At 63.2% G+C, this 12,794-nt stretch carries 14 protein-coding genes; 2 read left to right on the top strand and 12 right to left on the bottom strand.

Annotation, left to right across the window (positions count from 1 at the left end; all coding sequences use genetic code 11):
• Positions 1-65: 65 nt before the first annotated feature.
• Together CK230_RS18940 and CK230_RS18935 are read right to left on the bottom strand one after the other, a co-directional pair.
• Complete coding sequence (locus tag CK230_RS18940; protein ID WP_176480146.1) at positions 66-1,478, bottom strand: circularly permuted type 2 ATP-grasp protein; 1,413 nt, start codon at positions 1,476-1,478, stop codon at positions 66-68.
• Positions 1,479-1,646: 168 nt separating this feature from the next.
• Positions 1,647-1,883: an Lrp/AsnC ligand binding domain-containing protein gene (locus CK230_RS18935; protein WP_059185676.1), complete on the bottom strand. Its 237-nt coding sequence runs from the start codon at positions 1,881-1,883 to the stop codon at positions 1,647-1,649.
• Between the two features lie 210 nt (positions 1,884-2,093).
• On the opposite strand from CK230_RS18935, the gene CK230_RS18930 reads away from it, so the two are divergent.
• Positions 2,094-2,513 carry a DUF4864 domain-containing protein gene (locus CK230_RS18930; RefSeq protein ID WP_095818643.1) on the top strand — a complete coding sequence of 140 codons (420 nt, stop codon included), beginning with the start codon at positions 2,094-2,096 and terminating at the stop codon, positions 2,511-2,513.
• 48 nt (positions 2,514-2,561) lie between these two features.
• Here the strand turns inward: CK230_RS18930 and CK230_RS18925 are convergent, their stop codons facing one another.
• The 9 genes from CK230_RS18925 to coaD form a co-directional block, all read right to left on the bottom strand.
• Positions 2,562-3,935, bottom strand: a complete 1,374-nt coding sequence (locus tag CK230_RS18925) for a hypothetical protein (protein ID WP_141246057.1) — start codon at positions 3,933-3,935, stop codon at positions 2,562-2,564.
• Positions 3,936-4,159: 224 nt separating this feature from the next.
• On the bottom strand, positions 4,160-4,885 hold the full coding sequence (locus CK230_RS18920) for an SDR family NAD(P)-dependent oxidoreductase (protein WP_095818641.1): 726 nt from the start codon (positions 4,883-4,885) through the stop codon (positions 4,160-4,162).
• Between the two features lie 64 nt (positions 4,886-4,949).
• Positions 4,950-6,080, bottom strand: coding sequence for a tRNA guanosine(34) transglycosylase Tgt (gene tgt / locus CK230_RS18915; RefSeq protein ID WP_095818640.1), 1,131 nt, complete (start codon positions 6,078-6,080; stop codon positions 4,950-4,952).
• Entirely contained in the window at positions 6,073-6,342 is a 270-nt protein-coding gene (locus tag CK230_RS18910) for a hypothetical protein (RefSeq protein WP_095818639.1), read from the bottom strand. The genes tgt and CK230_RS18910 overlap by 8 nt, the downstream gene beginning before the upstream one ends.
• Positions 6,332-7,420, bottom strand: a complete 1,089-nt coding sequence (gene queA / locus CK230_RS18905) for a tRNA preQ1(34) S-adenosylmethionine ribosyltransferase-isomerase QueA (protein ID WP_095818638.1) — start codon at positions 7,418-7,420, stop codon at positions 6,332-6,334. Before queA ends, CK230_RS18910 begins: the two co-directional genes overlap by 11 nt.
• Positions 7,420-7,869 (bottom strand): DMT family transporter, encoded by a 450-nt coding sequence (locus CK230_RS18900; protein ID WP_095818637.1) that lies wholly within the window; start codon positions 7,867-7,869, stop codon positions 7,420-7,422. The genes queA and CK230_RS18900 overlap by 1 nt, the downstream gene beginning before the upstream one ends.
• A gap of 10 nt (positions 7,870-7,879) precedes the next feature.
• On the bottom strand, positions 7,880-8,392 hold the full coding sequence (locus tag CK230_RS18895; protein ID WP_095765300.1) for a peptidylprolyl isomerase: 513 nt from the start codon (positions 8,390-8,392) through the stop codon (positions 7,880-7,882).
• Positions 8,393-8,422: 30 nt separating this feature from the next.
• Complete coding sequence (locus CK230_RS18890) at positions 8,423-8,920, bottom strand: peptidylprolyl isomerase (protein WP_245429976.1); 498 nt, start codon at positions 8,918-8,920, stop codon at positions 8,423-8,425.
• Positions 8,921-9,046: 126 nt separating this feature from the next.
• Positions 9,047-9,547 (bottom strand): pantetheine-phosphate adenylyltransferase, encoded by a 501-nt coding sequence (coaD, locus tag CK230_RS18885; RefSeq protein WP_095818635.1) that lies wholly within the window; start codon positions 9,545-9,547, stop codon positions 9,047-9,049.
• A 194-nt stretch (positions 9,548-9,741) separates the two neighbouring features.
• Between coaD and CK230_RS18880 the strand changes: the two genes are divergently transcribed.
• Positions 9,742-9,894 (top strand): hypothetical protein, encoded by a 153-nt coding sequence (locus CK230_RS18880; protein WP_095818634.1) that lies wholly within the window; start codon positions 9,742-9,744, stop codon positions 9,892-9,894.
• Between the two features lie 50 nt (positions 9,895-9,944).
• Here CK230_RS18880 and gyrA read toward each other — a convergent pair whose 3' ends face one another.
• Positions 9,945-12,731, bottom strand: a complete 2,787-nt coding sequence (gene gyrA / locus CK230_RS18875; RefSeq protein ID WP_095818633.1) for a DNA gyrase subunit A — start codon at positions 12,729-12,731, stop codon at positions 9,945-9,947.
• Positions 12,732-12,794 lie beyond the last annotated feature (63 nt).

Here is a 12,794-nt window from a genome sequence, read left to right as displayed (position 1 = left end):
TTGAATATGACATTGCTCTGTCCCCTACTGACTACTCACTACTCACTATTCCCTACTCACTCATCTCAATCATCAAGGACCCAGGTGTCCTTCGTCCCGCCCCCTTGCGAGGAATTGACCACCAGCGAGCCCTGTTTCAGCGCGACTCGGGTCAGACCACCCGGCACGATCTGGATACGGTCGGAAACCAGCACATAAGGCCTCAGATCGACATGGCGCGGCGACAGGCCTTTTTCGGTCAGGATCGGGCAGGTCGACAGCGCCAGCGTCGGCTGGGCGATGTAGTTCGAGGGCTTCGCCTGCAGCTTCTTGGCGAACTCCTGGCATTCCTTCTTGGTCGCGGCCGGGCCGACCAGCATGCCGTAGCCGCCGGAGCCGTGCACTTCCTTGATCACCAGTTCGCTGATGTGCTCGAGCACATATTTGAGGCTGTCCGGCTCCGAGCAGCGCCAGGTCGGGATGTTGCCGAGAATGGCCTTGCGGCCGGTGTAGAACTCGACGATCTCCGGCATGTAGGAATAGATCGCCTTGTCGTCGGCGATGCCGGTGCCCGGCGCATTGGCGATGGTGATGTTGCCGGCGCGGTAGACATCCATGATGCCCGGCACGCCGAGCGCGGAGTCCGGGCGGAAAGTCAGCGGATCGAGGAAGGAGTCGTCGACGCGCCGGTAAAGCACATCGATCTGCTTGTAGCCTTCGGTCGTGCGCATTGCGACATGGCCATCGACGACGCGCAGATCCTGCCCCTCGACCAGTTGCACGCCCATCTGGTCGGCGAGGAAGGCATGCTCGAAATAGGCTGAGTTGTAGGAGCCTGGCGTCAGCACCGCGATGGTCGGCGCGCCCTTGGCGCTTTGCGGCCTGACCGCGGCGAGCGATTGGCGCAGGAGCTGCGGATAGTTCTCGACCGGCCGCACCTTGATCTTCTGGAACAGCTCCGGAAAGAGCTGCATCATCGTCTCGCGGTTCTCCAGCATGTAGGAGACGCCGGACGGCGTGCGGGCATTATCCTCCAGCACATAGAACTCGTTCTCCGATATGCGGACGATGTCGACGCCGATGATATGGGTGTACACGCCCGCCGGCGGCTTCACCCCGATCATCTCGGGCAGGAAGGCCTCGTTCTTCGCAACAAGCTCCCTCGGCACGCGTCCGGCGCGCAGGATCTCCTGGCGGTGATAGATGTCGTCGAGAAAGGCGTTCAGCGCCTGCACGCGCTGCTCGATGCCCTGCGTCAGCCGGCGCCATTCCTGGCCGGAGAGGATGCGCGGCACAATGTCGAAAGGGATCAGCCGCTCGGAAGCTTCCTGCTCGCCATAGACGGCAAAGGTGATGCCGGTCTTGCGGAAGACGCGCTCGGCGTCCTGCATTTTCTCGGTAAGCCTGGCCGGGTCCTGCTCCTTCAGCCAGCGATCGTAAGCCTCATAAGGTCTTCTCAATCCGGAAACTTCCGGAAGCATTTCGTCGAACGCTGCCAATCGTGTACTCCCCTATAAGGCCATTTCACTGGCCTAGCCGGAGAAAATCAAGGGCAATCGATGATTTAGGAAGCTGTAACGGCCACTCTATGCAAATTGCCTAAATTTAAGGCACAGGCGGCAAGGTCGGGTCAGCCCCTGCTTGCCGGCCGGGCATCGCCAGGCCGGTCAGAACGCCCGAAAGGTGACGATGGTGAAGGTGTCCTTGATTCCGGGCAGGATCTGCACCCGCTCATTGACGAAGTGGCCGATATCCTCCTCGTCGTCGACGTAGAATTTGGCAAGCAGGTCGTAGTTGCCGGCGGTCGAGTAGATTTCGGAGGCGATCTCGGCGTCGGCAAGCGCGCTGGCGACCTCATAGGCCTTGCCCAGATCGCATTTAATCTGCACGAAAAATGCCTTCATTGCCCGGTCCTGCCGCCTGCATCATGAATAAGCGGCCCTTGTGGCAGACTGCCGCCCGGCTTTCAAGCTTCACGCGCCGCGCGGCTCAAAGAGCACCCGGCCCCGCCTCCGGCGCCGAAATGGCGAAATCTTCGCGGGTCGGTGAAACCACACCATGCCGCGACGCGTATGTTAGAGTCGATCGCCAGGCGAATTCCCGGGAGGCAGCCCATGCGCCGCGCTTTGTTCGCAATAGCCCTTGTTCCGATGTTGATGACCTCGCTTGCCTTCGCCGGCGATGCGCAGATCAAGGCCGCGCAGACGGTCATCGATAGCCAGTTGAAGGCCTTCATCGCCGATGACGGCGCCACCGCCTATAGTTTCGCCGCGCCGAACGTGAAGCAGATCTTTCCGACCGTCGACACCTTCATGAACATGGTGACGAACGGCTACGCGCCGGTGCGAAAGCCCCAATCCTATTCCTTCGGCAGGGTCGAGGAGACGGGGCCTGGTTCAATCGTCCAGCAGGTGCTGATCGTCGGACCCGACGGCAAGGATTACGAGGCGGTCTATACGCTGCAGCAGCAGGCGGATGGCAGTTTCAAGATCACCGGCTGCAGCCTGCGCGCCTCGACCTCGGTCAGCACCTGAGCAATTCCGGGAACGCGTGCGACGTCCGGAGTTTGGCTGGGCCCGCTCTCAATCCCGGCGCTGATACAGCGTCCAGGCCAGGCCTGAAAGACCCCAGCTCGTCGAGGCATCGACACGCTCATAGGCCGACCTGCAGGCCGGCACGAGGTCTACATATTGCGGCTGCCGGTCGATGGACCCCTCGAGGATCAGCCAGGACGGATGTCGGTCACATATCTTGTCCATGGCGACAACCGAGGCCTGACGCCCGAGCCGTTTGGCAAAATAATCGACGGTCATCACGGTCCGGAACTCCTGGTTGGCAGCGTAGTCGGCTGCGCCGTCACGCGTCATCCTGTCGACCATCGCGCCGTAGGACCCCCGCCCATATTCGTAGAATGGCAGCAGAAGCGTCGTCGTGCCGGCGAGGATTGCCGCCATTGCGGCCGCCGCGAACAGACGGTACTTGCCTCCGGCGGCGAAACCACGCCCAAGCAGCTCGCCCGCCCACAACAGCATCAATGTTGCGGGAACGAGGAAGTAGCGCGGGAATTCGGAATTGGGCGGTCGTGCCATCGCCATGATAAAGGGCAACCCGACGATCCCAATGACATAGAGGCTGGCTCGCCGATCGCGCCATATGGCGGCGCAGACGCAGACGAGCCCGCAGGCGGCAGCGATGGAAACCCAGTCGCCGATCCAATCCGGCACGCCAAACAGGTAGCGGATCATTCCGCCATAGCCCTGTCCGAAGGCGTGAAGCGAGAATGGTAGGACGCCACCGATCCTGAAGCCGAACAGCAGCGAGCCAATCAGCATGCAGGCGGCAAGCGGCAGCACGGCCAGGAAGGCCGGCGCGAAGATCTGACCGAGCTCCACATTGACCCGCCCGAGGCTGCCGGTGCGCCGCCAGACGATCCAGGCAGCCCAGGCAACCAGGACAGCCACGGTTTCCACCATGATGAGATGGGACAGAAAGCCAAGGAGGACGATCGCCCCGAACGCGACGCCCGAACCTCTTTCGTCGAGCCGACGCTCCAGGAACATGACGGCAAGAAGCGTGAACAACACCAGGCCGGCATAGCCTCTCGCTTCCGAGCCATAGTGAACCATCGGATAGCTGATGGCGAACAGCAGGCTCGTGGCGACAGCTGCCCATCGACCTCGAGCAGCCGCTCCCGCGGCGACGATCGCGCCGACCCCCAGCGCTATCGACAGCCCGCGCTGAAGCAGTGGCGAGGCATCGGCGCCGACCAGGTAGAGATAGATCGAATTGAGGAAATGGTTGTTGTCGTGATTTATGCGCCAGAATATCTGGTCGATCGAGGTGAGCGGCTCAAGCTGCACCAGGCTCCAGATCTCATCCAGCCAGGGGTCGCCACGCGCGCCGAGCGCCCGAAGCACGAGGCCGGCCACCCCGATGACCGCGACAGCCGGCAGCACCGCTCCCGCCCATTGCTGAACGGCGGCTGCAGACTCGCGAGAGCCGCTGGCGCGATTTGTCTGCGCCTCGCCTGACGCCGAGGCTTGTTCCGAGACGAGCAAGGTCTGCGCCTTTGCCTGAGATCATCCGGCAATCTTTATATTCGCAGTCGTTTCAAAATAGTTCGCACATGCTCAAGCACAGGCCTGCGGCCCTCGGCTCGCCCCAGCACATAAACCAGTGTTCAGTAGCGGGCTCTGCCGCCGGACATGTCGAATACCGCGCCCGTGTTGAAGCTGACGGCATCGGAGCAAAGCCAGAGCACCAGCTCCGCGACCTCTTCGACGGCGCCAAGGCGCTTGAGCGGACTTGCGCCAATCATGTCGCTGACGACTTGATTGCCAAGTCGCCTAATAAGCTCGGTATCGATCGGCCCCGGCGCGACGCAATTGACGCGAATATCGGTGTCACTGACTTCACGCGACAAGGCTTTGGTAAAAGCGATGATACCTGCGCTCGCCGCCGAATAGGCTGCAAGATTAGGCAATCCCTCCTTGCCGGCCAGCGAGCCCATATTGACGATGCGGCCGCTGCCGGTCTTGCGCATGAACGGCAAAACCTGGTGCGAGACCTCGAACGTGCCGATGAGGTTGACTCCGATGATGCGCTGCCACTCGGCCGGGTCGAAAGCCGCGAAGCTGCGATAAGGCCCGAGATAGCCCGCATTGTTGACGAGAATATCGACCCGGCCGCTCTCGGCGATCACCTCGCTGAGCGCATTTCCGATATCGCGTGCCTTGGTCACATCGACTGTCTGGCTGCGGATTCCGTCGATTGGCGTTGGATCGGCATCCCATATCCAGACGTCGCATCCCGATCGTGCCAGTTGCGTGGCCACGGCCTTGCCGATGCCCCTCGATCCGCCGGTCACGATCGCCGTCTTGCCGGCGAAGTCGAACGTCACAGCCATGGCTGATCCCTCAGACAGGACTCTGCTCCCAGGCAGAACGTCCGTCAATCGGCAGTACCAGCGGCTAGATCGCCGGGATATCGCCCCTCGCCCAGCCTTCGGTGATCTCGGCGGCGCGCGCTTCAAAAGCTTGCGCCTCGATGGCCGTCCGGATGTCGTGCATCAGCTTCTGATAGTAGGAGAGGTTGTTCCAGGTCAGCAGCATCGCTCCGAGCGCTTCCTGCGAGCGGACCAGATGATGCAGGTAGGCGCGCGAATAATCGCGCGCGGCCGGGCAATCGCTCTCCTCGTCGAGTGGCCGCGGATCGTCAGCGTGGCGGGCGTTCCTGAGGTTGACCTTGCCGCGGCGCGTATAGGCCAGGCCATGGCGGCCGGCGCGCGTCGGCATCACGCAGTCGAACATGTCGATGCCGCGCGCCACCGATTTCAAGATATCGTCCGGCGTGCCGACACCCATCAGGTAGCGGGGCTTGTCGGCCGGCAGCTCCGGGCAGGTGATGTCGAGCATCTCCAGCATCACCGACTGCGGCTCGCCGACAGCCAGCCCGCCGACGGCATAGCCTTTGAGGTCCATCGCCTTCAGCGCCTGCGCCGAACGCACACGCATCGGCGCGCTGTCGCCGCCCTGGACGATGCCAAACATCGCCTTGCCCGGCTGATCGCCGAACGCAATCTTGCAACGCTCGCCCCAGCGCAGCGACAATTCCATGGCGCGCTCGATCTCGTTGGGCTTGGCCGGAAGCGCGGTGCACTCGTCGAGCTGCATCTGGATGTCGGAATCGAGCAGCCCCTGGATCTCGACCGACCGCTCCGGTGACATTTCGTAAGGCGCGCCGTCGATATGCGACCGGAAGGTCACGCCCTGTTCGGTCAATTTCCGGAGCTTCGACAGCGACATGACCTGGAAGCCGCCGCTGTCGGTCAGGATCGGATGCGGCCAGCGCGCGAACTCGTGCAATCCGCCGAGCCTGGCCACGCGCTCGGCGCCCGGCCGCAGCATCAGATGATAGGTGTTGCCGAGGATGATGTCGGCGCCGACGCCGCGCACCTGATCCATATACATGGCCTTGACGGTGCCGCCTGTGCCGACCGGCATGAAGGCCGGCGTGCGGATCTCGCCGCGCGGCATCGAGACAAGACCGCGCCTGGCCCTGCCGTCGGTGGCAAGCACCCTGAAGGAAAAAGTTTCAGCCATTGAATTCCTTGTCGTGCACCGGCGCATCGGACGCCTGCTCGTCGAGCGACTGCCGGTAGCGGATGCAACCGCGCATGAATTTCGGCCAGGGCGGCACAGCGATCGACGGCTCGGTCTTTTCCGGCAAAAGGCCCCACAGATTGGGATGATGCCAGCACAGATCATGCCCGGTCGTATCGCGATGCACGCGGATGCCGGCGCGCAGCTTCCTCACTTCCGCGATCAGCGTGTCGCGGTCCATGCCGTCGAGATCATCGTCCATCGCTCGTCTCCGCTCGGTAAAGCAGGCTGGCGTCGCCATAGGAGTAGAACCTGTAGCGATTTTCGATGGCATGCGCATAGGCGGCACGCATTGTCTCAAGCCCGCTGAAGGCCGAGACCAGCATGAACAGCGTCGAGCGCGGCAGATGGAAATTGGTCATCAGCATGTCGGCGGTGCGGAAGCGATAGCCGGGCGTGATGAAGATGTCGGTAGGTCCGGACCAGGGCTCGATGCTGCCGTCGTCACGCGCCGCGCTCTCCAGAAGCCGCAGTGACGTCGTGCCGACGCAGATGATCCGCCCTCCCCGCGCCCTGGCCGCGTTGAGCGCCGCTGCTGTCTCGGCACTTACCGAGCCGGTCTCGGCATGCATCTTGTGATCGGCCGTGTCGTCGGCTTTGACGGGCAGGAACGTGCCAGCGCCGACATGCAGCGTGACGAAACGGCGTTCGATAGCTTTCGCGTCGAGCGCGGCAAACAGCTCCGGCGTGAAATGCAACCCGGCGGTTGGGGCCGCGACGGCGCCCTCTTCCCTGGCATAGATGGTCTGGTAGTCGGCCCGGTCGCGCTCGTCGTCATCGCGCTTCGAGGCGATATAAGGCGGCAGCGGAATGTGGCCGACGGCATGCAGCGCCTCGTCCAGGAACGGCCCGGACAGGTCGAAGCCGAGCAGCGCCTCGCCCGCCTCGCCTTTTTCGATGACCGTCGCATCGAGCTGGCCGAGGAAGCAGGAATTGCCGTCATGGCCGAAATGGATGCGGTCGCCGGCGGCGATGCGCTTGCCCGGCCGCATGAAGGCCTGCCAACGGTCCGGCGCCACGCGCATATGCAGCGTCGCCTCGACTTGCGCCACCGCCTCGCCGCGCTTGCGCATGCCTTTCAGCTGCGCCGGGATGACCTTGGTGTCGTTGAAGACAAGCACGTCACCTTCACGCAGCAGCGAAGGCAGGTCGCGGACGACGCAATCCTGCAGCGTTTCGCCCGGTTTGACGACCAGCAGCCGGGCGCTGTCGCGCGGCTCCGCCGGGCGAAGCGCTATGCGCTCCTCCGGCAGGTCGAAGTCGAACAGGTCGACACGCATCAGAAAAGCCGGATGAGCAGCGCCCCGGCGAGCAGCATTACCGCGCCGGCGACGCGGCCAAGCGAGATTTCGCGCACCGCGACGCCAAGGAAGCCGACGCGGTCGATCAGCATGCCGGCGAGCAACTGCCCGGCGACCAGGAAGGCCATGAGAGCCGCGGCGCCAATGCGCGGCGTGAGAATGGTGGAGAGCGTGACATAGAAGCCGCCGAGCATGCCGCCGGCGATGAACAGCCATGGCGCCGGCGCCTTCCAGTCGAGCGAGATGCCCTGCAGCCTCACCACCGCGACGGCAATGATGCCAAGCACGATGGCGCCCGACAGGAAGGAGAACGCCGCCGCCGCGACCGGAAGGCCGAGGCCGCGCGCCAGTTGCGAATTGATAGGCGCCTGGACGGCGATGAAGGCGCCGGACAGGATGCCAAGCAGGGACCAGACTGCGCCCATCATCGTTATGCCTTTACTTGACGTCGGCCGCGACCTTCAGCGACACGATCTTGTCGGGATCCTGCACCGGCTCGCCGCGCTTGATCTTGTCGACATTCTCCATGCCTTCGATGACCTGGCCCCACACCGTGTACTGGCGGTTGAGGAAGGCGGCGTCGTCGAAGCAGATGAAGAACTGCGAATTCGCTGAATTCGGGTTCTGCGCGCGCGCCATCGAGCAGGCGCCACGGCCATGATTGGCGTTGGAGAACTCGGCCTTGAGGTCCGGCTTGTCGGAACCGCCCATGCCGGCGCGGGACGGAGCATAGGTGGGCTTCGAGGAGTTGCCGAACTTGACGTCGCCGGTCTGCGCCATGAAGCCGTCGATGACGCGATGGAACACGACGCCGTCGTAGGCGCCCTCACGCGCCAGCTCCTTGATGCGGGCGACATGCCCGGGCGCCAGTTCGGGATACATCTCGATGACGACCGGACCCTTGGTCGTTTCCATGATCAGCGCGTTCTCGCGATCCTTGATCTCAGCCATGTCAGAAATCCTTTTTGAAAATTGAGGGGTTTATTTGCCGTCGGCGGCGATGCGAACCTTGATCATGCGGTCGGGGTCGGTGACCGTGCCGTTGTCGGCCTCTTCGCCCTTCTTGATCTTGTCGACGAGGTCCATGCCGCTCTCCACCTTGCCGACGATCGTGTACTGGCCATCGAGGTTCGGCGCCGGCGCGAACATGATGAAGAACTGGGAGTTGGCCGAATTCGGGTCCTGCGAACGGGCCATGCCGACCACGCCGCGCGTGAACTGCTCGCTCTGCGAGAATTCGGCCGGCAGGTCGGGCAGGTCGGAACCGCCAGTGCCGACGGCCTCGGGGTTGAAGCCCTTCTTCATATTGCCGAACTTGACGTCGCCGGTCTGCGCCATGAAGCCGTCGATGACGCGGTGGAAGGCGACATTGTCGTAGGCGCCGTCGCGCACCAGCTTCTTGATTTGCGCGACGTGCTTGGGCGCCAGGTCGGGGCGCAGCGCGATGGTCACGTCGCCATCCTTGAGCGTGATGACCATGGTGTTTTCCTTGTCGGCGGCGACGGCCGGCCCGGATGCCGAGAAAAGGGATGCCGCGAAAAGGCCGGCAAGCACGACAAGGAACGAAGCGAGCTTCTTCAGCTGCATGGGGATCTCCGGGAAAACCTATTTGGTGAACTTGGCGGTGAGCGCCCCGGCGACAGCCGCCGGCACGAACGGACGGATGTCGCCGCCCATCGAGGCAATCTGGCGCACGAGTGTGGCGGTAATGGTGCGCACCGACGGGCTGGCGGGGAGAAAAACTGTCTGCAGTTCCGGCGCCATCGTCTCGTTCATGCCGGCCATCTGCATCTCGTAATCGAGGTCGGTGCCGTCGCGCAGGCCGCGGATGATGATCGAGGCGCCGTGCTTGCGGGCCGCGTCAATGACCAGCCCATCGAAGGAAACGACCTTGATACGACCGCTATCCTTGCCGAATTCGGCCTTGGTCGCGGCCTCGATGAGTTGCACGCGTTCCTCGAAGGAAAACAACGGCTTCTTGCCTGGATGGATGCCGATTGCCGCATAGACGGTGCCGGCCACCGCCAGCGAGGCTTTCAGCACATCGAGATGGCCGTTGGTCAGCGGGTCGAAGGAGCCAGCGTAAAGGGCGGTGCGTTCGGTCATGGCAGGCTTCTAGCGGGCGGGCGTACGGAAGGCAAATCCGATTAATTGCGGCCATCCGTGAACCATTTCGCGGACATGAACGACAGATGAATGCGACGATCACGAACGTCTCACGCAGCGTTCACTAGGTTGCCGCTTCAAGAGGTGAAACCAAATCACCATTTGATCCGTTGTAAGCGCAGGAGAACACGCAAATGCTGATCTACATGCTTGCCACAGCAATGACCATCGTGATGCTCATCGCGACCGCATTCGGGTTGCATCAGGAAGCGGCGCGGGTGCGCGTCAAGGCCAACACCAAGCGCCTCGATGGTTTTGCCCACCGCAACCTCTACCGCCGCCACTGATCCCAACATGATCGAACCGGCCAAACGGGCCGGTTGAGCCGGACGAAATCCTATTCGCTCCCGCCCGTATCGTCCGCACCGGCCTCGTTCGAAGCCACGTCTTCCGCCTCTTCGTCCGACTGCGGCTCCGAAATCCGCTCCACCGAGACAACCTTTTCGCCTTCGGCCGTGTTGAAGATCGTCACGCCCTTGGTGGCACGGCTGGCGAAGCGTATGCCGTTGACCGGCACCCGGATCACCGTGCCGCCGTCCGAAACCAGCATGATCTGATCGTCATTGCCGACCGGGAAGGTCGCAACCAAGCGGCCGATCTCGGCCGTCTTCGACACGTCGGTGGCGCGGATACCCTTGCCGCCGCGCCCCGTCAGGCGGAAATCATAGGACGACGAGCGCTTGCCGTAGCCGTATTCGGTCACCGTCAGCACGAGCTGCTCGTGCGCCTTGAGGAACTCGTAACGCTCGTCGGAAAGCTCGGCTTCCTCGCCGACCTCCTCATTGGTGAGCGCGATCTCCTCTTCCTCGCCCGCTCCGCCGGCGGCAAGCCGGCGCTCGGCCGCCGCACGCTTCAGGAAGGCTGCGCGCTCGGCGGGTGACGCATCGACATGCTCGATAATCGACATCGAGATGATGCGGTCGGTCTCAGCCATGCTTATGCCGCGCACGCCGACGGAATTGCGGCTCTGGAAGACACGCACGTCGGAGACCGGGAAACGGATGCACTGGCCGGAATTCGCCGTCAAAAGCACGTCGTCATTGTCGGTGCAGGTCTCGACGCCGAGGATCTCGTCGCCCTCTTCCTCCAGCTTCATGGCGATCTTGCCGTTGCGGTTGACCTGGACGAAATCGGACAGCTTGTTGCGGCGCACTGTGCCGCGCGTGGTGGCGAACATCACGTCGAGCTCGCCCCAACTGGTCTCGTCCTCCGGCAGCGGCATGATTGTGGTGATGCGCTCACCCTGCTCGAGCGGCAGCATGTTGATCAGCGCCTTGCCGCGCGATTGCGGGTTGCCGATCGGCAGCCGCCAGACCTTTTCCTTGTAGACGATGCCGCGCGAGGAGAAGAACAGCACAGGCGTATGCGTGTTGGCCACGAACAGCCTTGTGACGAAATCCTCTTCCTTGGTCGACATGCCGGAGCGGCCCTTGCCGCCGCGGCGCTGCGCCCGGTACAGCGACAGCGGCACGCGCTTGATGTAGCCGGAATGGCTGACGGTGACGACCATGTCCTCGCGCTGGATCAGATCCTCGTCTTCCATGTCCGCCCCGCCCTCGGAGAGCTCGGTGCGGCGCGGCGTGCCGAACTCGTCCCGGACCGCGATCAGCTCGTCCTTGACGATTTGCTGGATGCGCGCGCGAGAGGACAAAATATCAAGGAAATCAACGATCTCGGCGCCGATCTTGTTCAACTCGTCGGCGATCTCGTCGCGGCCGAGCGCGGTCAGGCGCTGCAGGCGCAGATCGAGGATGGCGCGAGCCTGTTCCTCGGAGAGATTGTAGGTGCCGTCCTCGTTGATGCGGTGGCGCGGATCGTCGATCAGCTTGATCAGCGGCGCGACGTCATGCGACGGCCAGCGCCGCTCCATCAGCTGCTCGCGCGCCGTCTGCGGATCGGGCGCGGTGCGGATGAGCTTGATCACCTCGTCGATGTTGGCGACGGCGATCGCCAGGCCGACCAGCACATGCGCCCGCTCGCGCGCCTTGCGCAGCAGGTATTTGGTGCGGCGGCTGATCACCTCCTCGCGGAAGCCGACAAAGGCTTTAAGCATGTCGATCAGCGTCATCACTTCCGGCTTGCCGCCGTTCAGCGCCACCATGTTGGCGCCGAACGACGTCTGCAGCGGCGTGAAGCGGTAAAGCTGGTTGAGGATGACGTCGGCGACGGCGTCGCGCTTCAGCTCGATGACGACGCGATAACCCTGGCGGTCGCTCTCGTCGCGGATGTCGGAAATGCCGTCGATGCGCTTTTCGCGCACCAGTTCGGCCATCTTCTCGATCATTGCCGCCTTGTTCACCTGATAGGGGATTTCGGTGACGACGATGGATTCGCGGTCGTTGCCGCGCTGTTCGATCTCGACGCGGCCGCGCATGACGATCGAGCCGCGGCCGGTGGAATAGGCGCTGTAGATGCCGGAGCGGCCAAGCACGATGCCGCCGGTCGGGAAATCCGGGCCGGGCACGATCTCCATTAGCGCGGTCAGATCGATCGCCGGGTTGTCGATGAGGGCGATGGCGCCGTTGCACACTTCGGTCAGGTTGTGCGGCGGAATGTTGGTGGCCATGCCGACCGCGATGCCGCCGGAACCGTTGACCAGAAGGTTGGGGAAGCGCGCCGGCAGTACCTTCGGCTCTTGTTCGGCGCCGTCATAATTGTCCTGAAAATCGACCGTTTCCTTGTCGATATCCTCCAGGAGCTCATGCGCGACCTTGGTGAGCCGCGACTCCGTGTAGCGCATGGCTGCCGGTGGGTCGGCGTCGATGGAGCCGAAATTGCCCTGCCCGTCGATCAGCGGCACGCGCAGCGACCAATCCTGCGCCATGCGCACCAAAGCGTCATAGATCGAGGCGTCGCCATGCGGATGGTATTTACCCATCACGTCACCGACGATGCGCGACGATTTCACATGCTTGCGGTTCCAGTGGTAACCGCCTTCCTGCATGGCGTAGAGAATGCGGCGATGCACCGGCTTCAGGCCGTCGCGTACGTCGGGCAACGCGCGGCTGACGATCACGCTCATGGCGTAATCGAGATAGGAGCGCTGCATCTCCTCGATGATCGAAATCGGCTCGATGCCGGTGGGGCCGCCGTCCGGCCCGCGCGGTGTCTTCTGGTCGGTCAAATCAGGTCACAATCCAGTCGGGAATCACTGCCTGCTTATATAGGAAGCCTTGCCGAAACTCCA

Origin of the sequence: Mesorhizobium sp. WSM3859, from assembly GCF_002295065.1 — a bacterium.
In the GTDB taxonomy this organism is placed as follows: Bacteria; Pseudomonadota; Alphaproteobacteria; order Rhizobiales; family Rhizobiaceae; genus Mesorhizobium.
This window is presented reverse-complemented; position numbering and strand designations above follow the sequence as displayed.